Origin of the sequence: Actinoplanes sp. L3-i22, assembly GCF_019704555.1 — a bacterium.
GTDB lineage: Bacteria > Actinomycetota > Actinomycetes > Mycobacteriales > Micromonosporaceae > Actinoplanes.
The window spans coordinates 5,816,224-5,836,593 of record NZ_AP024745.1 but is presented as its reverse complement, the minus strand read 5'-3'; the positions used below and the strand labels follow the sequence as shown (position 1 = coordinate 5,836,593).

23 protein-coding genes are annotated in these 20,370 nt (G+C 71.8%); 8 read left to right on the top strand and 15 right to left on the bottom strand.

Going from position 1 to position 20,370, the window contains the following annotated elements; all coding sequences use genetic code 11:
* The first annotated feature begins 123 nt into the window (after positions 1-123).
* Complete coding sequence (locus tag L3i22_RS26020) at positions 124-531, top strand: DUF6069 family protein (protein WP_221329562.1); 408 nt, start codon at positions 124-126, stop codon at positions 529-531.
* A 64-nt stretch (positions 532-595) separates the two neighbouring features.
* Here L3i22_RS26020 and L3i22_RS26015 read toward each other — a convergent pair whose 3' ends face one another.
* From L3i22_RS26015 to L3i22_RS25980, 8 genes are all read right to left on the bottom strand, one after another.
* A complete protein-coding gene (locus L3i22_RS26015; RefSeq protein ID WP_221329561.1) occupies positions 596-1,135 on the bottom strand; it encodes a GNAT family N-acetyltransferase in 540 nt (179 codons plus the stop codon).
* Positions 1,132-1,914 (bottom strand): hypothetical protein, encoded by a 783-nt coding sequence (locus L3i22_RS26010; protein ID WP_221329560.1) that lies wholly within the window; start codon positions 1,912-1,914, stop codon positions 1,132-1,134. Before L3i22_RS26010 ends, L3i22_RS26015 begins: the two co-directional genes overlap by 4 nt.
* Positions 1,911-3,002 carry a glycosyltransferase family 4 protein gene (locus L3i22_RS26005; RefSeq protein ID WP_221329559.1) on the bottom strand — a complete coding sequence of 364 codons (1,092 nt, stop codon included), beginning with the start codon at positions 3,000-3,002 and terminating at the stop codon, positions 1,911-1,913. Before L3i22_RS26005 ends, L3i22_RS26010 begins: the two co-directional genes overlap by 4 nt.
* Positions 3,002-3,340 carry a hypothetical protein gene (locus L3i22_RS26000; RefSeq protein WP_221329558.1) on the bottom strand — a complete coding sequence of 113 codons (339 nt, stop codon included), beginning with the start codon at positions 3,338-3,340 and terminating at the stop codon, positions 3,002-3,004. Before L3i22_RS26000 ends, L3i22_RS26005 begins: the two co-directional genes overlap by 1 nt.
* The gene (locus tag L3i22_RS25995) at positions 3,337-4,056 is read right to left on the bottom strand and encodes a hypothetical protein (protein ID WP_221329557.1); all 720 of its coding nucleotides are present in this window, start codon (positions 4,054-4,056) and stop codon (positions 3,337-3,339) included. The genes L3i22_RS26000 and L3i22_RS25995 overlap by 4 nt, the downstream gene beginning before the upstream one ends.
* Before the next feature lie 12 nt (positions 4,057-4,068).
* Complete coding sequence (locus L3i22_RS25990; protein ID WP_255658602.1) at positions 4,069-5,202, bottom strand: glycosyltransferase; 1,134 nt, start codon at positions 5,200-5,202, stop codon at positions 4,069-4,071.
* On the bottom strand, positions 5,195-6,127 hold the full coding sequence (locus tag L3i22_RS25985; protein WP_221329556.1) for an NAD(P)-dependent oxidoreductase: 933 nt from the start codon (positions 6,125-6,127) through the stop codon (positions 5,195-5,197). Before L3i22_RS25985 ends, L3i22_RS25990 begins: the two co-directional genes overlap by 8 nt.
* Positions 6,128-6,210: 83 nt before the next feature.
* Positions 6,211-6,840: a GntR family transcriptional regulator gene (locus L3i22_RS25980; RefSeq protein WP_221329555.1), complete on the bottom strand. Its 630-nt coding sequence runs from the start codon at positions 6,838-6,840 to the stop codon at positions 6,211-6,213.
* 85 nt (positions 6,841-6,925) lie between these two features.
* Here L3i22_RS25980 and L3i22_RS25975 point away from each other — a divergent pair, with 85 nt between their 5' ends.
* Positions 6,926-7,462, top strand: a complete 537-nt coding sequence (locus L3i22_RS25975; RefSeq protein WP_221329554.1) for a YbhB/YbcL family Raf kinase inhibitor-like protein — start codon at positions 6,926-6,928, stop codon at positions 7,460-7,462.
* A gap of 61 nt (positions 7,463-7,523) precedes the next feature.
* On the opposite strand, the gene L3i22_RS25970 is transcribed toward L3i22_RS25975, so the two are convergent.
* Positions 7,524-8,681 carry a low temperature requirement protein A gene (locus L3i22_RS25970; RefSeq protein ID WP_221329553.1) on the bottom strand — a complete coding sequence of 386 codons (1,158 nt, stop codon included), beginning with the start codon at positions 8,679-8,681 and terminating at the stop codon, positions 7,524-7,526.
* A gap of 101 nt (positions 8,682-8,782) precedes the next feature.
* Here L3i22_RS25970 and L3i22_RS25965 point away from each other — a divergent pair, with 101 nt between their 5' ends.
* On the top strand, positions 8,783-9,358 hold the full coding sequence (locus L3i22_RS25965) for an alpha/beta fold hydrolase (RefSeq protein WP_221329552.1): 576 nt from the start codon (positions 8,783-8,785) through the stop codon (positions 9,356-9,358).
* Between the two features lie 10 nt (positions 9,359-9,368).
* On the opposite strand, the gene L3i22_RS25960 is transcribed toward L3i22_RS25965, so the two are convergent.
* Positions 9,369-9,935 carry an RNA polymerase sigma factor gene (locus L3i22_RS25960; protein ID WP_221329551.1) on the bottom strand — a complete coding sequence of 189 codons (567 nt, stop codon included), beginning with the start codon at positions 9,933-9,935 and terminating at the stop codon, positions 9,369-9,371.
* Positions 9,936-10,072: 137 nt separating this feature from the next.
* Here L3i22_RS25960 and L3i22_RS25955 point away from each other — a divergent pair, with 137 nt between their 5' ends.
* Together L3i22_RS25955 and L3i22_RS25950 are read left to right on the top strand one after the other, a co-directional pair.
* Positions 10,073-11,401, top strand: coding sequence for an MFS transporter (locus tag L3i22_RS25955; protein WP_221329550.1), 1,329 nt, complete (start codon positions 10,073-10,075; stop codon positions 11,399-11,401).
* Positions 11,402-11,504: 103 nt separating this feature from the next.
* Positions 11,505-13,712: an RICIN domain-containing protein gene (locus tag L3i22_RS25950; protein WP_221329549.1), complete on the top strand. Its 2,208-nt coding sequence runs from the start codon at positions 11,505-11,507 to the stop codon at positions 13,710-13,712.
* Positions 13,713-13,765: 53 nt separating this feature from the next.
* On the opposite strand, the gene L3i22_RS25945 is transcribed toward L3i22_RS25950, so the two are convergent.
* Positions 13,766-14,206, bottom strand: a complete 441-nt coding sequence (locus tag L3i22_RS25945; RefSeq protein WP_221329548.1) for an SgcJ/EcaC family oxidoreductase — start codon at positions 14,204-14,206, stop codon at positions 13,766-13,768.
* 135 nt (positions 14,207-14,341) lie between these two features.
* On the opposite strand from L3i22_RS25945, the gene L3i22_RS25940 reads away from it, so the two are divergent.
* On the top strand, positions 14,342-14,836 hold the full coding sequence (locus tag L3i22_RS25940; protein WP_255658599.1) for a CAP domain-containing protein: 495 nt from the start codon (positions 14,342-14,344) through the stop codon (positions 14,834-14,836).
* Positions 14,837-14,874: 38 nt separating this feature from the next.
* On the opposite strand, the gene L3i22_RS25935 is transcribed toward L3i22_RS25940, so the two are convergent.
* Complete coding sequence (locus tag L3i22_RS25935) at positions 14,875-15,501, bottom strand: hypothetical protein (RefSeq protein ID WP_221329547.1); 627 nt, start codon at positions 15,499-15,501, stop codon at positions 14,875-14,877.
* An 18-nt stretch (positions 15,502-15,519) separates the two neighbouring features.
* The gene (locus L3i22_RS25930) at positions 15,520-16,203 is read right to left on the bottom strand and encodes a CBS domain-containing protein (protein WP_221329546.1); all 684 of its coding nucleotides are present in this window, start codon (positions 16,201-16,203) and stop codon (positions 15,520-15,522) included.
* Positions 16,204-16,333: 130 nt separating this feature from the next.
* Here L3i22_RS25930 and L3i22_RS25925 point away from each other — a divergent pair, with 130 nt between their 5' ends.
* Both L3i22_RS25925 and L3i22_RS25920 read left to right on the top strand, forming a co-directional pair.
* On the top strand, positions 16,334-16,840 hold the full coding sequence (locus tag L3i22_RS25925; RefSeq protein ID WP_221329545.1) for a flavodoxin: 507 nt from the start codon (positions 16,334-16,336) through the stop codon (positions 16,838-16,840).
* A 29-nt stretch (positions 16,841-16,869) separates the two neighbouring features.
* Positions 16,870-17,313, top strand: coding sequence for a hypothetical protein (locus L3i22_RS25920; RefSeq protein ID WP_221329544.1), 444 nt, complete (start codon positions 16,870-16,872; stop codon positions 17,311-17,313).
* Between the two features lie 226 nt (positions 17,314-17,539).
* On the opposite strand, the gene L3i22_RS25915 is transcribed toward L3i22_RS25920, so the two are convergent.
* Together L3i22_RS25915 and gabT are read right to left on the bottom strand one after the other, a co-directional pair.
* Positions 17,540-19,003, bottom strand: a complete 1,464-nt coding sequence (locus L3i22_RS25915; RefSeq protein ID WP_221329543.1) for an aldehyde dehydrogenase family protein — start codon at positions 19,001-19,003, stop codon at positions 17,540-17,542.
* Complete coding sequence (gabT, locus tag L3i22_RS25910; RefSeq protein WP_221329542.1) at positions 19,000-20,322, bottom strand: 4-aminobutyrate--2-oxoglutarate transaminase; 1,323 nt, start codon at positions 20,320-20,322, stop codon at positions 19,000-19,002. The genes L3i22_RS25915 and gabT overlap by 4 nt, the downstream gene beginning before the upstream one ends.
* Positions 20,323-20,370 lie beyond the last annotated feature (48 nt).

The following is a 20,370-nucleotide window of genomic DNA, read 5'->3' as shown; positions in this document are numbered from 1 at the left end:
ATTAGCCCCGCCGGAGAACCCACCGACACCTTCTAAAGTAGGAGGACTCCCTCTCCTAGGAGGGTGCGCGCGACGCCGCCGGTCCGATGTCGGCGGAGGCCTCCCGCGGCCAAGCTCATCGGCATGACAACCGACATCCGCACCGCCAAGTCCCGCACCGCCGGACGCGCCATCACGATCGCCGCCGGAACCGCCGGCGCCCTCCTGCTGTGGGCGATCAACGACCCCTGGGCCGGCCTCGACCTGACCGTCCGCCAGGGCGGCTCGGTCCAGCACATCGGCCCGCTCGCGGTCGCCCTGACCGCCCTGTTCGCCGGCCTGGCCGCCTGGGGCCTGCTGGCCGTCCTGGAGCGGACCACCCGCCACCCGGCCCGGATCTACCGGATCATCACGTCGCTGATCCTGCTGCTCTCCCTGGCCGGCCCGCTCGGCAGCGGCATCGGCACCAGCACGAAGCTGGTCCTCCTCGGCATGCACCTCACGGTCGGCGCCGCCCTGATCATCGGCCTCCCCGGCCGCCGCAACTGCTGACCAACCCCCGCAAACTGCCGACAGGAAACGCCAGGGCGCACCGGGAAACCGGCGCGCCCTGCGGCTATTCAGCCCATTCGTCGTGCAGAACGGCGAAGACCAATTCGTCCACCCAAGCGCCCTTCAACAACCGGCTCTGCAGGAAATGCGCCTCCTGCCGCATCCCCAGCCGTCGCAACAGGGCCGCCGAAGCAACGTTGGGCGCAACACAACGCCCGACAATCCGCCGGAATCCGTGCTCGTCGAACCCGATCCGCAGCATTTCCCGGGCGGCCTCGAAAGCCAGCCCCCGCCCCTGGAACCGCGGATCGAACACGAACCCGATCTCCCCGGTCCGATCCGCCTCACTCACCCACGCCAATTCGACATGCCCGATGACCCGCTCCGACGACGGATCCACGGCGGCATAGGTCAAACAGTCGCCCTCGGCCACCAGAACCGTCTCGGTCGTCATCTGCCGGACCGAGACCGCCACTTCATCCCGATCCCGCGGCTCCCACCGCATGAATCGCGCGACCGAGGGCTCCCGCTGATAACCCCACACGTCGTCCACGTCGTCGATCGTGAACGGCCGGAGCAGAAGTCGCGCGGTGCGAATGGTCATCGGCGGGCCCGCGCCGCTCGCGTGAACTGATCGTCCCATCGACGGGGAAACGGCAGCATCCGATGCTTGTCCCGCCACGGCCGCATCTGCCGGACGACGTTGAACCCGGCCGCGGAAATGACCCGCGCGGCCCGGGCGAACAACGGCCACGCCGGATACCCGTCGAGGTGCTCGACATCGTCCGGCAGCGATGCGGGGCGACCGGGCGACGCCAGGACCAGCCGGGGCCGGACGCCCTCCAGGCCGGCGCATTCACGCGCGTACGAAATCAGCTCGTGAATCTCGGCCGAAGGCCCGGAATGCGGGATCAGCCAGGCCCCGTCGGCCAGATCGGCCGAGGTGGACGGCGGGTCGGTCAGCTCCAGCGGGACGACGCTCCCGGCGATCCCGGAGAGCGCGGCCCGATGGTGGCCGGTCAATTCCTCGACGAGGAAAACCTGATCAAAATTCAACGGCCTGCGACGGTACGCCTCCTCGCGCAGAAGCCGGGCGAGATGAACCGTCCGCACCCCGGAAGGAATCATCGTCCCCGTCAACTCTCCGTCGATCCCGCCCGGAAAAGCATCGACCACGAATGTCGAAGCCCGCAGTTCCCGCAGCACGTCACCGACCGGGCCACGCACCGGAAGCACCCGGTGCGGCCCGACCACGCGCGGATCGGCCCCGAACGGCGAAGCACTCAGAATAGTCGCCGGCGCGTCCCCGTGAACGGTGTACAGATAGGCCCGGATCCGGGTCAGATGCCCGAGCCCACCGCCGTGCGCATAGCAGACGATCACTGCGTCGCGGCCAGCACCTTCAGATAACCGTCGGTCTCGGCGGCCACATCGAATCGGTCCCGGACCCGCCGGGCCCCGGCCGCGCCCAGCGCCGCGAGTTCGTCGTCGGTGGCCAGTGCCGCCCGGTGCACGGCGGCCCGGCATTCGTGCGCGTCCCCGGCGGTGAATCGGAATCCGATCGCGTCGTCCACGAGATCGGCCAGTCCACCGGCGTCGGAGGTGAGCAGCGGAATGCCCAGCGCGGCCGCTTCCAGCGCCACATTGGGCAGCCCGTCGTAGAACGACGGCAGCGCCACCAGATCGCACCCGGCATAAACGGAGAGCAACTGATACCGGTCCTGGAACGGCAGCGCGGTGTATTCGACCTCCGGATGCAGCGCGAGCCACTCCTCGATGCCCGGCTCGAGCTCCCCGGCGAGCACCACGTGGAATCGTTCGGCGTGCCGACCGGCGACCAGGGCGTCCAGCAGAAGCCGTACCCCCTTCTTGTTCTTCAATTGGCCGATCAGGCCCAGCGTCCGCCGCCCGAGCGAGTCGCGCCACCCCGCTGCCCCGGCCCGTTCCGAGGGCAGGATCTGCCAGTCCTCGGTGTCGATGCCGTTGGCGACCCAGCTGACCGGAACACCGGGCGCCAGCGCGGAAACCTGCGGGCCCGTCGAGGCGGCGACGACGCACACGTGCGCGGAGGCGCGCAGCGCTTCGAGGACCACCGGCTGGCGGCGCAGCGAGAACATCCCGGTGTCGAAGTCGTTCCCGCGCAACAGCGTGACCAGCGGCAACCCGGCCCACGCGGCATAGACCGGCGCCGCCAGAAGCGGATAGGTCCCACCAAAGGCAACGACGTGCGTATATTTCCCGATCGAGCCGCTGAGCGACGTCCACAGCAGCCGCAGCGCGTGCTCCGGATCCTCCCCCAGCGGAACCGTGCGGACTCCGGCCGCCGAGCGCGACGGACCGGCTCGCCGGCTCAGATGCACGACGTCCACCGCGACCCCGGCGCCCCGCAGCCCCCGCACGATCCGATCGCACGAGTTCGCCATCCCGCCGGGGCTGGGCGGATAGTTCTCGGTCACCCAGAGCAGCCGCATCAGCTGTCCACCAGCGCGCCCGGCCCGTCGTCGAGATAGTCCTGGTCCGCGCCCATGCCCGGATCGAACGGCGCCCGGTCGTAGGAGTCGAAGCTGGTGTACCACCCGTAGTCCTGGTACGCCTGCGAGGTCCGCTGCCGATGCGCCCGCCGGCGGAAGGCCGACGCGGCCGCCGGGTGCCCGACCTGGTTGCGGGCCGCGGCGCACTCCGGGCACAGCCCGCCGGGCGTCACGTGGTTCGCGCACAGCGCCCGCCCGCAGGCCGCGCAGCCGGCCACCGCCATCACCCCGCACTTGCCGAGGGTGAAGAAGCCGGTGGTGACGGTGCAGGGCGTCATGACACTCCTCGGGTCTGCGTCCAGCGGAACGGCTCGGTGGCCACGGTCAGGATCCGGTCGACCTGTTCCTGCCCGCTCTGCGGCATCCGGTCGAGCTTCGCGCCGGCGAGGACGCTGCGGCGTGATCCGTCCCGGACGAACACGCCGATCCAGGGCGGCGGTGGCGTCGGCGGGACCTGGCCGCGAACATCCTCGGGCAGCCGGCGGCGCACCTTGATGGTCTGCACCACCTTGCTCTTGCGCTTCCACTTGGTCTTGCCGCGGGCGTTGCGCTTGGTGATCTTGCGCTTGCGTTCCCGGTCGACGACGAGCACCTCGAGGATGCTGCCGTCGCGCAGCTCGGCGCGCAGGCTCAGCCACGGGTCGATCGTCCAGGCCTCGGTGGCCGACCGGATCGGCGGGCGCACCGCCAGCTTGTGTTCCGGCCCGGTCTTGCCGGGCACGTCCCGGCCGCGCAGGTCGAGAGTCACGGCGAGGGTGCCCTTGGCGCCGAGGTCCGAGCAGAGCTCGATGATCAGCGGCACGACGACGTCGAGGGTGCGGGCCGGCAACGCCCATTTGCCCCGCTTCACCAGCCCCGCGTGCTGGTACAGGCTGGTGATCAGCGCGGTCCAGCCCGCCGCGGGTTGGGTCGCGGCGAAGCCACGCTGATGGACGAGGGCCTGATGCAGCGGGTGGAACCCCGCCAGAGCGGCCTTCTGCTCGCGCCAAAACATGATCGGACCGTATCAGTGGAGTTCGACCTGGTCATAGACGGCGGCCAGCCGATGTCGCACGTCCGACCAGGCAAGAACGCGCGGCCGGGCCCGCGCGGCGAGCTCTTGTGCCGCTTCGGGGTATTCGAGCAGCACCCGGATGGCGCGGGCCAGCTCGGCCGGCCGGTCCGGCGGCACGAACCGGCCGTGCTCACCGAGCACCTCACGGGTCACCGGCAGGTCCGAGGCGACGACCGGGGTCCCGGCGGCCATCGACTCCCACACCTTGATCGGGCTGCACCCCTGATCCAGATTCCGCGGGCTCGCGGTCAGCGGCGCGATCGAGAGCTCCGCGTTCGCCAGCCAGGCCGCGACCTCCTCGTGCGGCAGCGTGTACTGCCAGACGACCCGGTCGCCGACGCCGAGGCGCTCGGCGAGGCGGCGCAGCGGGCGGGCCCGGTTCGGCGACACCGACGAGCAGACGACCAGGGCGAGATCGGTCAGATCGGCCAGCCGGGCGAACGCCCGCAGCAGCACGTCGACGCCCTGCCACGCCTGCAGCGCGCCGACATAGATCAGATAACGGCCCGGGGCCGCTGGTGGGCGCGGTAGTCCGGCCGGCACCGGGTCCGCTCCATTGGGAATCAGATGTACGCGGTCCGGCGCGGCGCCGCGATCAATCACGGCCTTCTCGATGACGTACGACGGCACGACCACCGCCGCGGCCCGGCTCAGACAGTCGCGCTCCAGGTCACGGATCTTGGCGAGGGTGGCCGGGGCGACCAGCGGCCAGGCGTACGGCAGCTCGATCGACGGCAGCCCGTTGGCCTCGTAGACCATCCGCCCGGTCACCGGCAGCGCGCTCCACGGATCCCGCACGTGACACAGTTCGAGGGTGTCCCGGTGCGGCGCGAGCTGTTCGGCCACCCACCGGGTGAACGCCTCGGCCCGGTCCAGCAGGTTCGGCACCACGCCGGTGAACCGGACGATCTCCACGCCGCCCTCGCGCTGGTAGGCGGGCAGCTCACCGCCACCGAGCACGCACAGCAGGCCGCCGCCGTAGCGGTCGAACAGCTCGGCGGCCATGTGCCGGATGTGCACCGCGGAGCCCTTCGCGGACGGGAACCGGTCGAACGCGACGTACGCCGCGCGATGGCCGTCAGACACGAGCACGCTCCCGATGCCAGGCGATCTGTCCGGCCAGCCCGTCGTCCAGGCCGGTCCGGGCGGTCCAGCCGAGCAGCTCCGCGGTCCGTCCGGGGCCGGCCCAGGTGCGGGCCACGTCGCCGGGCGCGGCGTCCTTCGGCACGGTCGGCGCGGCCGTGCCGAGCAGCGCGCCGATCCGCTCCAGAGCGTCGTGCAGGCCGGTGCTCACCGGGTGTCCGACGTTCAGGACGGTGCCGGGCGGCAGCGGCGTCCGGGCGGCCCGGATCGTCGCGTCGACCACGTCCCCGACGAACGTGAACGAGCGGCGCTGACCGCCGTCGCCGTAGAGCGGGGCCGGCGACCCGTTCAGCGCGGCCTCGATGAAGCGGTGGAACGCCATGTCCGGGCGCTGCCGGGGCCCGTAGACCGAGAAGTAGCGCAGCACGACGACCGGCAGTCCGTGCGCGGCGGCCTCCCGCGCGAGCCGTTCCGCCTCGGCCTTCGAGCGGGCGTACGGACTGCGCGGGTCCAGCCCGTCGCCCTCGACGGACGGGCGCGAGGTTTCGCCGTACACCGAAGAGCTGGAAGCCAGGATGACGCGGGGCCGCGCCGCGGCACAGGCCGTGAGCAGCCGCTCGGTCGCGGTGACGTTGTCCCGGAGGGTGTCCGCCTCGCCCGTGCCCCACGAGCCGCGGACCCCGGGCCGCCCGGCCAGGTGCAGCACGACGTCGGCGTCGGCGATCCCGGCGAGGTCGTCGGTCACCAGATCACATTCGGTCAGCGGGACGCCGGCGCGGGCGAGCGCGGCCCGGTTCTCCGCCACCGCCGCCGGTGCCGGGTTGCGCTCGGGGGCATCGACCGCCAGCACCTCGTGCCCGGCTGCGACCAGCGCCTCGACGAGGTGGCTGCCGATGAATCCCGCCGCCCCCGTCACCACCGCTCGCACACCGGGCACTCTATCCGGCCCCGTCATCCGAGATCCGGCCCGGTCATGCGACGACCCGGCCGGTCATGTGGGATCCGGCCCGGTCATGCGAGCAGGCCGGCGGCGGTCAGCGACACGTGCCGGGACAGCAGATCCGCCGCCGCGCCGGCATCCCGGGCCAGCGCCGCCTCCTCCAGCCGCAGATGCTCGCCGAGATGGTCGCGCACCGGCCCGCGGTCGGTCGACCACACCCGGACCAGCTCGCTCGCGATCCACAACCGGTCGAAAGTCTCCAACATGATCGCGTTGCCGCAGCCGTCCAGCAGAGCCCGATGAAACTCGCGGTGGGCGGTGCTCCAGGCACTTTTTTCGTACGCCGGGGTCCGCGCCAGCCGATGGTGGGCGGCCCGCACCCGGCTCTCCCAGTCCAGGTCCCCGCGCTCGATCGACAGCCGCAGCACCGCCGGCTCGAAGGTCGCGCGCGCCTCGGCGAGGTCCTGCCAGCGCTGGTCGGACGGCGTCGGCACGGCGAACCCGCGGTTGGTCAGCCGGTCGGCGAGCCCGTCCCCGACCAGGCGGGTCAGCGCCTCGCGCACCACGGCGAGGCTCACCCCGTGCGCGCCGGCGAGCTCCTGCGGTTTGAGCGCGGCGCCGGGCGGAAAGTCACCGCACAGGATCTTCTCGCGGAGCGTGGTGTAGACCCGTTCCGAGAGCATCTGCTTCGCCTCGACCATGAGCAGCATCGTAGACCATTTGGCAGATAATCGATTTTCGGTGCTATGGTCGATCTCGTTCGCTCGTTGTTGGAAGGGATTCCCCATGAACGACCCGTTCGCCCGTCATCCCGAGACGGCGACCTTCACGGTCACCAGCAGCACGGTCGCCGACGGCGCGGCCTGGAGCAAGGCGCAGTACTCGGGCGCTTTCGGCGTCCCCGGCGGGGAGGACGTCTCGCCGCAGCTGTCCTGGTCCGGCGCGCCCGAGGGCACGAAGAGCTACGCCGTGACGGTCTACGACCCGGACGCCCCGACCCAGTCCGGCTTCTGGCACTGGGCCGTCGCCGACCTCCCGGCCGACGTCACCTCGCTGCCCGCGGGCGCCGGCGACGACACCGGCTCCGGCCTGCCGTCCGGTGCCTACCAGCTGCGCAACGACGCGGGCGCGGCCCGCTTCATCGGCGCGGCCCCGCCGGCCGGCCACGGACAGCACCGCTACTTCATCACGGTCCACGCCCTGAGCACCGACAAGATCGGCGTCGGCCCGGACGCCACCCCGGCCGTCCTCGGCTTCACCATGCACACCCAGACCCTGGCCCGAGCCACCATCATCGCCACCGGCGAGATCCCGGCCGAGTAGTCCCCGCTGAACAGGCCCGGCCCGGCACCCGCCGGCCGGGCCTGTGGCGTCGGTGAACCGGCTACGCGGTGCCGGTGAGCTCCTCGGCGGCGTCCGCGGACTGGCGCAGCGGCGGGTGCAGGACCAGCGTGACCACGATCAGGACCAGGATGATCGCGGTGAGCAGGACCGGGATCGGGGTGATCGGGTCGAGCAGGACCAGCACCGCGCCGGCCGGGACGACCACGTTCACCACGCGGTCGGCGTTCTCGCGCAGGGCGATGAACCAGATCCCGAGCACGAAGATCGCGACCGGGACCGTCACCGTGAACGACGCCGCCACCGCGCTCAGCGCGCTGTGCCCGGTCAGCACGTCGATCTGGACCTCGATCCCGGCGGAGAACGCGGCGGCCGCGGCGAACACGAAGTAGTGCACGTAGCCGTACCGGATCGACTCGGCGAAGCCGCGTATCGCGGTGTGGTGCGGCGGCCAGAAGTAGATCCACCACAGGGCGCCGCTGACCACCAGCGTCATGACCGAGATGGACACCAGCGGGGCGAGCGCCTCGTGGTCGTGCAGCGCCTCGATGATCGCGTTGGCCGAGGCGAGCAGGCTCTCGCCGAGCACGATCAGGGTGAACAGGCCGTACCGCTCGGTGATGTGGTGCGGGTGCCAGGGGGTGAGCCCGGTGCGCTCGGCGATCAGCGGGACGGACAGCTCGGCGGCGATCAGGACGCCGTGCAGGTAGGGCTGCAGGTGCGCGGGGAGGAACAGCTTGAGGATCCAGCCGACCTGGACGATCGCGATGCCGGCGGCGTAGCGCTGGGCGGTCCGGCGGTTGGCGCCGGGCGCGCGGGACGCCCGCAGCCACTGCGCGACCATCGCGATCCGCATCACGACGTAACCGATCGTGACCACGATCCAGTGATTCTCGGTGAACGCCGGCTCGATTCCGGCGGCCAGCACGAGCACGCCGCCCATCTGCAGGAACGTGAGAACCCGGTAGAGCCAGTCGTCGGCGCCGTAGGACGTGGCGAACCAGGTGAAGTTCATCCAGGCCCACCAGATACCGAAAAAGACCAGGGCGTACGAGATCACGCCGTGCCCCACGTGTCCCTCGGTCAATGCGTGGTGCAGTTGCACCGCCGCGATGCTGACCGCGACCACGAACACCAGGTCGAAGAAGAGCTCCAGCGGGGTCGCGGTGCGTCCGGGCTCGGCGGGGTCACGGGGTCGCATCGGGGTGAGTCCAAGAGGCACCGCGGCAGCGTAACCGGTTGCCCCCCAACGGTCGTTTATCCGGTGGTTTTGTCCCCCGAGCGCCTGGAATGACGTAAAACATGCTGCCGCAACCGCCACGCCGGACCACCCACGCCTACGGCACGCCGCGCAACCGGATCGTCTACGACCGCTGGGGACGTTTCGGGCGCCCGGTGCTGCTGCTGCACGGACTGTTCTACGACCGCACGATGTGGTGGCCGGTCGCCGCCGAGCTGGACGGCAACTGTGCCGCGATCGCGGTCGACCTGCCCGGGCACGGCGACTCGGCGGCCCGCGAGGACGTCACCGAGCTGGAGCAGGATCTCGCGGTGCTGGTGCGGAGCCTGGACCTGCACCGGGCGCCGGTGCTTGTCGCGCACGGCGAGTCGGCGCTGGTGGCGCGGGCGTTCGCGGAGCGCTACACGGTGCAGCACGTGATCACACTGGACGACGGCGCGGACGTGAACCCGTCGGTGATTCCCGAGGCTTACCGGCAGTTCGCCGTACGGCGCAATGATCCGACCCTGACCACGGCGTACCGGGAGTGGTCCGGAGTGCCGGTCGGCGCGTCGCCGAAGGCGCACGCGGCCGGCGGCCCGTTCCCGCACCTGCGCGACCCGGCGGCGTTCGCGGCCCTCGTTCACGGGCTGGTCTGACCGCAAAGGATCAGGCCCGCAGCGTCGCCCGCTCCTCGTCGACGAGCAGGCGCCGCAGCCGGCCCAGGGCCCGCGCCCGGGTCGGGCCGATCGCGCCGACCGGCATGTCCAGACGCACGCTGAGCTCGGCATACCGCGCGTCCGGGTCGGTCGCCATCTGCCAGAGCAGCCGCCGCTGGCGCTCCGGGAGGCGGGCGAGCGCGCGGCGGACACTCGCCGCCTGTTCCGCGCGCAGCAGGCCCGCCTCCGGCGCCTCGCCCGGCTGGGCGAGCCATTCGTCCAGGCCGGTCACCGGGCACTCCCGGTCCCGGCCGGCGACCGCGTGCAGACAGAACCGCCGCATGGTCACGGCCAGCCACGCCCCGACCGCTTCCGGGCACTGCAACCGATCGATCCCGTTGAACAGTTGCAGCCAGGTCGCCTGGAGCAGGTCCCCCACCTGGTCCGGCGGAATGCGGAAGCGGCGGGCGATCCCGCGCAGCCGGGGACCGTAGGTCTCGACGAGGCTGATCCACGCCAGCTCGTCGCCGGCCCGCGCGTCGCGCACGACCGTGCTCAGGTCCTCGGCCTGTCGCATGTCCGACCCACCCCCACCTCGCGCCGGTCCCCGCGTGGGTCCCTGACCACAGCAGACTGCCGAGGAACGGGCCGGGCTCGCGCCGGGGAAATCCCCGGTGTCATGCGCAACCGGGACGTGCCGGGCACAATCCGGGCATGATTCGCGACAGCCTCCCGGCACGCCCCGAGGCCCGCCGGCTGCTGGCCGGTGTGCTGCTCTCGTCGATCGGGCGGGGCCTGACGCTGCCGTTCCTGTTCATCTATCTGACCGACATCCGCGGCCTGTCCGACGCGGCCGCGGGCCTGGCGATCGGCTGGTTCGGCGCGGTCCTGATGGTCCTCGCCCCGGTCGGCGGGACGCTGATGGACCGGTTCGGCGCGCGGCCGGTCGCGCTGGTCAGCCTGTGCGGGCAGGCGGTCGGCTCGGTGCTGATCGCGTGGGCGGACACACCCACCCTGATCCTTCTCGCGCTCACCATCGCCGCCGCCGGGATGGCGTCCAGCTGGGCCTCGAACGCGACGATGCTCGCCTCGCTGACCACCGAGCACGAGCGCCAGCGGGTGTTCGGCCTGCAGTTCGCCCTGCTCAACCTGGGGATCGGGCTCGGCGGGGTGATCGCCGGGCTGGTCGTCGACGTGCACCGCCCGGGCACGTTCCAGGCGGTCTACGTGCTGGACGGCCTGACCTTCCTGGTCCCGCTCGCGCTGCTCCTCTCGATGCCCGCGGTCGGCCGCCGGCTGACCGCGCCCGGCCCCTCCCGGGCCGCGGACGGCGGCTATCGCGAGGTCTTCCGCGATCGGGCTTTCCGGCGCGTGCTGCTCTTCGGCCTGGTGCTGACGACCTGCGGGTACGGGCAGATCGAGGTCGGTTTCCCGGCATTCGCGGTCCGCACCGCCGACGTGACGCCACGAGTCGTGGCCTGGGCGCTGGCCGCCAACACGGTGATGATCGTGGGTGCGCAACTGGTCGTGATCCGCCGCCTGGAGGGCCGGAGCCGAAGCCGTACGCTCGCTCTGGTCGGTGTGGTCTTTGCCCTGTCCTGGCTGGTCCTGGGCGCGGGTGGCCTGGTCGGCGACCGGATCCCGCTGCTCGCCTCGCTGCTGGTGATCTCCTGTTCGGCGGTCTTCGGCTTCGGCGAGACGCTGATGCAACCGGTCCAGCCCGCCCTGATCAACGCCCTGGCGCCGGATCGCCTGCGGGGCCGCTACAACTCGGCGCACTCGGTCAACTTCGGGATCAGCTCGGTGATCGGCCCGATCACGGCCGGCCCGCTGATCGGCGCCGGACACGCGATGACCTGGGTCGCGCTCACCCTGGGCGGCTGCCTGGTGGCCTCGGTGCTGGCGCTGTCCCTGCGCCGGCTGCTGACCCCGGCCCAGGACGGTGCGGTGGCCCCCGAGTCGATCACCCAGCGCGGCGCACGGTCACCACGCGTAGTCGCCCTTCCGCAGGTGGAGCCGCCTGCGCCCGATGTAACAAATTGACGTGTTGCGGAACCGTTAAAGAAACCTTAAAGAACCTTGAGAGATTGATGACATCGGGAAATGCTGTGCCCGTCTCCCCCTTTTCCCCCATGAAGGGCACCCGATGTCCGAATCCCAGCATCGCCGCGCATGGCGGCGTCCCCGGTGGCTCGCCGCCGGAACCATCACCCTGGTCGTGGCCGGTCTCGGCGTCGCCGGAGTGACCGAGGCGCTCGCCGCCAGCAGCGGAACCATCGTCAGCAGCGCGAACGGCAAGTGCCTCGACGTCACCAACGGCAGCACCGCCAACGGCAACCAGCCACAGATGTGGACCTGCGCCTCCGGGCCGAACCAGAACTGGACGCTCGCCGACAACGGCCAGGTCCAGGGGCTCGGCAAGTGCCTCGACGTGGCGAACAACGCGACCACCAACGGCGCCGTGATCCACCTGTGGGACTGCTTCGACACCGTGGCCACCCAGAAGTGGAGCTACAACGCGTCGACCAAGGACCTGGTCAACGTCGCGGCCAACAAGTGCCTCGACATCAAGGACAACAACCTGGCTGACGGCGCCAAGCTGCAGCTGTGGGACTGCGGTGGCGGCGCCAATCAGAAGTGGACGTTCTCCGGAACGCCGACCACGCCGACCAGCCCGCCGACGACCGTGCCGACCAACCCGAACAACCCGGACCTCGGCCCGAACGTCACCGTCTTCGACCCGTCGATGTCCTCCTCGACGATCCAGAGCAAGCTGACCTCGGTCTTCAACTCGCAGGTCAGCAACCAGTTCGGCAACGCGCGCTACGCGCTGCTGTTCAAGCCGGGCAGCTACTCGAACGACGTGAACGTCGGCTTCTTCACCCAGGTCGCCGGCCTCGGGCTGACCCCCGACCAGGTGAACATCAACGGTCACGTGCACGTCGAGGCCGACTGGTGGCCGGACGGCTCGCAGAACGCCACGCAGAACTTCTGGCGCTCGGCCGAGGGCCTCTCGGTCACGCCGGGCGACGGCCTCGACCGCTGGGCGGTCTCGCAGGCGGCCCCGTACCGGCGCATGCACGTCCGCGGAAATCTCGCGCTGTCCGACGGCGGCTGGTCCTCCGGCGGGTTCATCGCCGACTCCAAGGTCGACGGTCAGATCCAGTCCGGCAGCCAGCAGCAGTTCCTGACCCGCAACACGGCGATGGGCAGCTGGAACGGCTCGAACTGGAACCAGGTGTTCGTCGGCTCGACCGGCGCGCCGGCGCAGAGCTTCCCGACTCCGCCGTACACCACGGTCGGCTCGTCGCCGACCATCGCCGAAAAGCCTTATCTGTACGTCGACGGCACCGGCGCGTACCAGGTCTTCGTCCCCGCCCTGCGCACCAACGCCGCCGGCACCACCTGGGCGAACGGCACGCCGGCCGGCTCGTCGCTGCCGATCAGCAGCTTCTACGTGGTCAAGTCCGGTGACACCTCGGCGACCATCAACGCGGCCCTGGCGGCCGGGAAGAACCTGCTGGTCACGCCGGGCGTCTACCACCTGAACCAGACGCTGAACGTGACCCGGGCGAGCACCGTGATCCTCGGTCTGGGCCTGGCCACGTTCATCCCGGACGGCGGCGTCGACGCGATCCACGTCGCGGACGTCGACGGCGTCCGCGTCGCCGGCCTGCTCCTCGACGCCGGCACCACCAACTCGAACATCCTGCTGCAGGTCGGCCCGGCCGGCTCGGCGGCGTCGCACGCCGCGAACCCGACCGTGCTCTCCGACGTCTTCGTCCGGATCGGCGGCGCGGTCGCCGGCAAGGCCACCGTCAGCGTCGAGATCAACAGCAACAACGTGATCGGCGACCACGCCTGGATCTGGCGCGCCGACCACGGCAACAGCGGCACGGTCGGCTGGACCGTCAACACCGCCCGCAACGGCCTGATCGTGAACGGCAACAACGTCACGTTCTACGGTCTCTTCGTCGAGCACTACCAGCAGTACCAGACCATCTGGAACGGCAACGGCGGCAAGACGTACTTCTACCAGAACGAGATGCCGTACGACCCGCCGAACCAGGCCGCGTACATGAACGGCTCGACGCAGGGCTGGGCGGCGTACAAGGTCGCCGACTCGGTCACCAGTCACGAGGCGTGGGGCCTGGGCAGCTACGCGTACTTCAACGTGAACCCGGCGGTGGTGAACGCGCGGGCCTTCGAGACCCCGGTGAACAGCGGCGTCAAGTTCCACGACATGGTCACGGTGTCCCTGGGCGGCACCGGCACGATCAGCCACGTCATCAACAACACGGGCGCCGCGGCGAACAGCGGCCACCAGGTCACCAACCTGGTCAGCGGCCCGTAGGAGCCGGTTGCCCGGGAGCGTCGCCCACGCGCTCCCGGGCAGCCACCCGCACGTCAGATCACGGTGGCCCCGTCCATCAGAGCGGGCAGCAGCTCGCTCTGATGGACCGCCGCCAGATCCGGCCGGCTGTGGTACTTCGCGGGCGTGTTCTGGAACAGCACGATCGCCCACCCGTCCCCGCGGCGCTCCACTACCAGCGTCTGCACCGCGTTCACCGCGGGCGTCAGATCGTGCCGGCCGGGCGCGACCATCCCCGCGATGGCGTGCAGCAGCACCGCGTCATCCCCGATCGGGCGGACCGACTTGACCTTGGCGACATACCGCGCGGTCGGATGATCGGTGAAGATCGGCGCCAGGTGCGCCTCGATCCCGGTGCCCGGCACCTGGCTGCCGTCGAAGCCGATCATGAGCCCGTCCGGCGCGAAGAGCTCGGCGAACGCGGACGCGTCCCGCTCGTTCCAGGCGGTCAGCAGCCGCTCGTAGACGTCACGCATGACCCCAACGTATCCCGGCAACCGGATGGCGACCGGAGCGCCACCGGTCTGCGATCACCGGAGCCGGGAGCCCGACGAAGGGAATGGTGCAACCGGCGAACACGCCGGGGGCCACCAATCGAAAGGGTCGACCTCTTGCGCTCTCTCCTCCGCCGTTTCGCCCTGGCCGCCCTCATCGTCCCGGCCGCCGCCGGCGTCATGATGACCGCGTCCCCGGCCGAAGCCGCGCCGGTGAAGACCAAGGCCGCCGAGCAGACCCTGCAGGCCGACATCATCCGCCTGACCAACCTCGAGCGCGTCGACCACGGCTGCGCCGCCCTGACCCCGAACGACCAGCTCACCACCGCCGCCCGCGGCCACAGCGCGTGGATGGGCCGGACCGGCGAGTTCTCGCACACCGGCCGCGGCGGGTCGAACTTCATCACCCGCTCCAAGGCGGCCGGCTACGCCCGCCCGTCGGCGGAGAACATCGCCTGGGGCTACCGCAGCGCCGAGGACGTCGTCGACGCGTGGATGCGCAGCCCGGGCCACCGGGAGAACATCCTGAACTGCCGCTCGAAGACGGTCGGCGTGGGCGCGGTCTACTCGCAGAGCGGCGCCCCGTACTACACCCAGGACTTCGGCTTCTGATGGAAGGCCCCGCTGCCGGCGGGGCCTTTTGTCGTCCGTCAGAAGATCGCGCCGAGATTCGCGAGCGTGAACAGGTGATCCTCGATCGTCTGGTCGGCGGGCGGGGCGACGACCCGCACCGCGGTCCCGTAGTCCGAGTAGCTGACCACCAGGTCCGGCGACGTGACCCGGCTGACCCGGCCGGCGGTGTCGAGCTGCGTGGCCGACGCGGTGCGGGCCGGCGCCCACGGGAAGTCCCGGTCGAACGCCACACCGTCGGCCGGCGCCGCGACGTGCACCCATTTCCCCAGGTCGGACGCGTACTGGCCGGGATACACGCTGTGCACCGGCTCGGCGGTCAGCTTCACGTAGACATCCGCGCCGATCCGCCGGACGACATAGCCGTTTCCGGTCATCTCCCAGCTACCGGAAGCAGAATCGATGATCCCCGCCGCCCGCTCCTTTGCGTCCTTCGCATCGAAGACCAGCGTGAACCGGGCGGACTCGGTGCCGAGCCGGGCCAGCGCCCCGGCGACATCCGGCGAAGGCGAAGGCGAGAGCGCGGGCGAGGCGGTCGCCGCCGGTTGCGCCGCGGCGGGCGAGGAACCGGGCGAGCATCCGGCCGCCGTGAGCACACCGGCCAGCAGCGCGCCGCCGATGACGTACCGCCGTATTTGATCAAGCACGGCGGCAACTATAGGCGCTCAGAAGAACGGGACCGGACCGACGACCGGCTCACGGTCGTCGACGTCGTACGTCAACCCGGACCGCACCTCGACCACCCCGGCCACCTGACGCGACAGCCTTTCCACAAGTTCCGCGGACGTGTACCGCCCCACCCGCCCGGCCAGGGTCACCACGCCCTCCCGCACCGAGACGGTCACGCTCGCGGTGTCGTCGACCAGGAACGCCCGCAGCACCCCGGTCTCCACGTCCAGCTGGATGTCGTCGTCCGGCCGCAGGTACGTCCGGAGCAGGTCCCCCCGCGACACGATCCCGACCAGCCGGCCGAAGTCGTCGACCACCGGCAGCCGCTTGACCTGCTCGGCGTCCATCCGCCGGGCGGCCGCCGCCACGGTCGTGCCGGTCATCGCCACGATCGGCGGGCCGCTCATCAGGCCCGCCGCGGTCCGCGCGGTCGCCTTGGCCCGCTCACCCCGCCGGGCCCGGCGCTCGAAGATCCGCGGTTCCTCCTCGCCGGCGTACTCGATCTTCCGCAGCAGGTCGGTCTCCGAGATCACCCCGAGCACCCGCAGCTCGTCGTCCACCACCGGGACGGCGCTGCACCGCCGCTCGATGATCAGGTCGACGACGTCCCGGTAGGTGGCCGTCTCCGCCACCGAGACGACCGCTTTCGTCATCACGTCACCCACGGTCCAGGTCCGCACCGCAATCCCCTCCCAAGGTCGTACCTCAACCCTGGTTCCTCTGGTCACCGCCGCACAGGGCCACAGGTCCCGCCGGGGACGGCCCGCCCGGCTCTGCCCGCGTGTCCGGAATCGCCGGAGGATCAGAGACATGCGAACCCTTGTCGTGTACGAGTCGATGTTCGGCAACAGCGCGAAAGTGGCCGAGCTGATCGCCGCCGGCCTGGCCGGGCACGGCGACGTGGTCCTGGCCGACGTCCGCGAGATGCCCCCGTTGGACGGCGTCGACCTGCTGGTTCTCGGCGGGCCGACGCACGCGTTCGGGATGAGCAGCCCGGCCACCCGCGCCGACGCGGTCCGGCAGGGCGCGGTCCGGGACGGCGCCCAGGCCGCCGGGATCCGTGAGTTCCTGGACCGCGCGCCGCAGCTGGCCGGGTTGGCCGTGACCGCTTTTGACACCCGGATGAACACCACGTTCCTGCCGACCGGGTCGGCGGCCCGCAAGGCACTGCGCCGACTGCGCGGGCTGGGTGGCCGGCAGATCGCCGAGGCGGAGAGTTTCCGCGTCGAGTCGGTGTCCGGGCCGCTGGTTCCCGGCGAGGCCGAGCGGGCCCGGCGCTGGGGCGCGACGCTCGCCGGTTTCCGCATTCCGGCGTAAGACCGGGCCGGCCGTGCTGAGCTGAAACCGTGATCGAGCCCGGCCGCCCACTCTCCAGGACCGAACTGCTCGCGCTGCTCGAGTTCCTGCCGCTGCATCACGCCGAGGATCTCCCGGATCAGGCGCCCTACGATCATTTGCGGACACTGCTGATCGGCCTCGCGGAGAACTTCGAGGAGGACGAGGACGAGCTCGCGTTCTTCCTCGGCACCGAACCGGGCAGCCTGATCGCCGCGATCGGACCGGGCTGGAGCCGCGAGGCCGACCGCCCGGTCCGGGACCGAAGCCGCCTCTGGTACTTCGACGGCGAATCCCCGCACGTCACGATCGGCGTCGGCCCGGAGGACGTGATCGTCGGGATGGCCGTCGAGCACGGCCCTGAGCTGGGCCTCGACGAGCAGATCGCCTGCCTCCCGCGCGCGATCACCACCGAGCTCGTCGACGCGGTCACCCACGGCCGCACCGATCACTGAGTCAACTTCAAGATCTTTATTGCCTCGGCTGCGGCCAATAACTGATCGTCGCTCCCGCGGGGACCCTTCCGGGCTTCGCAGGGCGCGGGGCGCCCAGAACGCGAAGCCCTCCAGGGCGACGTCCGAGGGTGGTCGCGGTTCAAAAGGACCCACGCGAGCCGCCTGCCGGGTAAAGATCCAGCCGCGTGTCCGCTCCCGGCCGGCACGAGCCCGGCGCGCGGGCCGGTCAGCGTGCCACCACGCGCTGCGGAACGCCCCACGGGTTGTCGTCGCGCAGGGCCGTGGGCAGCGCCGACGCCGGCACGTCCTGGTAAGCCACCGGGCGCAGGAAGCGCTGCACCGCGGCCGCCCCGACCGAGGTGTGGGCCGGCGAGGTGGTCGCCGGCCACGGTCCGCCGTGCTGCTGTCCCCACCCGACCGCCACCCCGGTCGGCCAGCCGTCGACGATCACCCGGCCGCAGTGCCGGGCCAGGGCCGTGACCAGCGGGCCGAGGTCGGGATCGTCCGGTCCCCCGCTCTGCACCGCGGTGGCCAGGCTTCCCGGCAGGGTGGCCAGCACGGCGTGCAGCTCCGCGGCGTCCCGGTACTCCGCGACCAGCGCGACCGGGCCGAAGCACTCCGCCAGCAGCGCCGGCCCGGTCCGCAGCTGCTCCGCGGTGACGCTCAGGACGGCCGGTTCGGCTCCCCAGCCGGTGGTTTCCGCGGGCGTCCGCGCCAGGACCCGTGCCCCGGCGTCCCGCAGCTCCCGGACGCCCGTCTCGTAGGCGGCCGCGATCTGTTCGGTGAGCAGCCACCCGCGTGGCGGCGCCGCGGTGAGCGCCTCGGCCACCCGGTCCGGCAGCCCGGTCCCCGCCGGGACGAGCAGCAGCCCGGGCTTGGTGCAGAACTGCCCCATCCCCAGCGTGAACGATCCGGCGAACCCGGTCGCGATCCGGCCGGCCCGGGACGCGGCGCCGGCCGGCGTCACCACCGCGGTGTTGACCGTGCCCATCTCGGCGAAGACCGGGATGACCCGGTCGCGTTCGGCGGCCTGCCGCCACAGGGCCAGCCCGCCACGCTGCGATCCGGTGAAGGCCACGGCCGCGATGCCCGGGTGGCTCACCAGCCGGCCGCCCGCGGCGTACCCGTGCACCAGGGTGAGCGCGCCGCTCGGCGCGCCCGCCGCGGCCAGGGCGTCCCGGGCGAGCGCGGCGAGCGCCGCCGAGAGCCGCGGATGGGCCGGGTGCGCCTTGATCACCACCGGGCAGCCGGCCGCGAGCGCGGTCGCCGTGTCGTGGCCGAGCACGCCGAACCCGAACGGGAAGTTGCTCGCCCCGAAGACCGCGACCGGCCCGAGCGGCACCCGGACCCGGCGCAGCTCCGGCTGCCCGCGGTCGATCGTCGCGTCGAGCCACGATCCGTCCCGGGTCACCTCGGCGTAGAAGCGCAGCGCGCCCGCGGCCCGCCCGGCCTCCCCGGTGAGCCGCGGCAGGCCGAGCGCGACCTCCTCGTCGGCCAGCGCGGCCAGCCGGTCGACTTCGCCGGACAGCGCGTCGGCGATCGCCTCCAGCCAGCCCGCCCGGGTCTCGGGCGAGATCCCGGACAGGTCGGGCGCACCGTCGACGGCCGCGTCGACCTCGGCGGCCGTCGACTCCGCCGGTGCCGGCACGGACGTTCCGGTGCGCGGGTCGAAGGACCGTGCGGTGCTCACGCCGCCACCTTCCGGATGCCCTCGTCGAGTACGCCGAGGGCATCGTCGAGCAGGTCGACATCGATCACCAGCGGCGGGAGCAGCCGGATCACGTTGCCGTAGGTGCCGCAGACCAGCACCAGCACCCCGTGCGCATGGCAGTGCCGGGCGACCGCGGCCGCCACCTCCGGGGCCGGCTCGGTGGTGCCGGGCACGACGAACTCGACGGCCAGCATGGCGCCGCGGCCCCGGACGTCACCGATCGCGGGCACCCCGGCCGCGAGGGCGCGCAACCGGGGCAGCACCCGGCGCTCGATCCGCGCCGCCCGGCCCGCCAGGTCCTGCTCCTCGATCGTCTGCAGCGCGCCCAGGGCCGCCGCGCAGGCCACCGGATTGCCGGCGTACGTGCCGCCGAGCCCACCCGGGTGGACCGCGTCCATGATCTCGGCGCGGCCGGTCACCGCGGCCAGCGGCAGGCCGCCGGCCAGCGCTTTCGCCGTGCACACCAGGTCGGGCACGAGGCCCTCGTGCTCGCTGGCGAACATCCTCCCGGTCCGGGCCAGGCCGGTCTGCACCTCGTCGGCCACGAAGACGATGCCATGCTCGGCGCAGAACTCGGCCACCCGCGGCAGGAACCCCTCGGCCGGGACGACGAAGCCGCCCTCGCCCAACACCGGCTCGGCGACCACCGCCGCGACCCGGCCGGCGCCGATCTGGGTGCGCACCACGTCGGCGAAGCGGGCGAACGCCGCCTCCGCGGTGAAGAACGGGCCGCGGAACGGGTCGGCGGTCGGCACCCGGTGGACCTCCGGCGACAACGGACCGAACGATTCCTTGTACGGCAGGTGCTTCGCCGTCATCGCCATGGTCAGCGAGGTACGCCCGTGGTAGGCGTGGTCGAAGACGACCACGGCGGGCCGGCCGGTGTGACTGCGGGCGATCTTGACGGCGTTCTCGACCGCCTCGGCGCCGGTGGAGAAGAGCGCGGTCCGCTTCGGATGGTCGCCCGGGGTGAGCCGGTTGAGCGCGGCGGCCACGTCCACGAAGCCGGCGTACTCGGTCACCATGAAGCAGGTGTGGGTGAACCGGCCGGCCTGCTCGCGCACCCGCTCGACCACCCGCGGGTCGCTTGCGCCGACGCTGGTGACGGCGATGCCGGAGCCGAGGTCGACGAGCTGATTGCCGTCCACGTCGACGAGCACGGCGCCCTCGGCCCGGTCCACGAAGATCGGCAGGGTGACCCCGAAGCCGCGCGGGACCTCGGCCTCGCGGCGGGCGTGCAGCTCGCGCGAACGGGGGCCGGGGATCGGGGTGCGGAGAACCCGTTCCTGGCTGATCATCCGGCGACGACGTTCTGCATGAGGGCCTCCTCGATGGTGGTGCCGGGC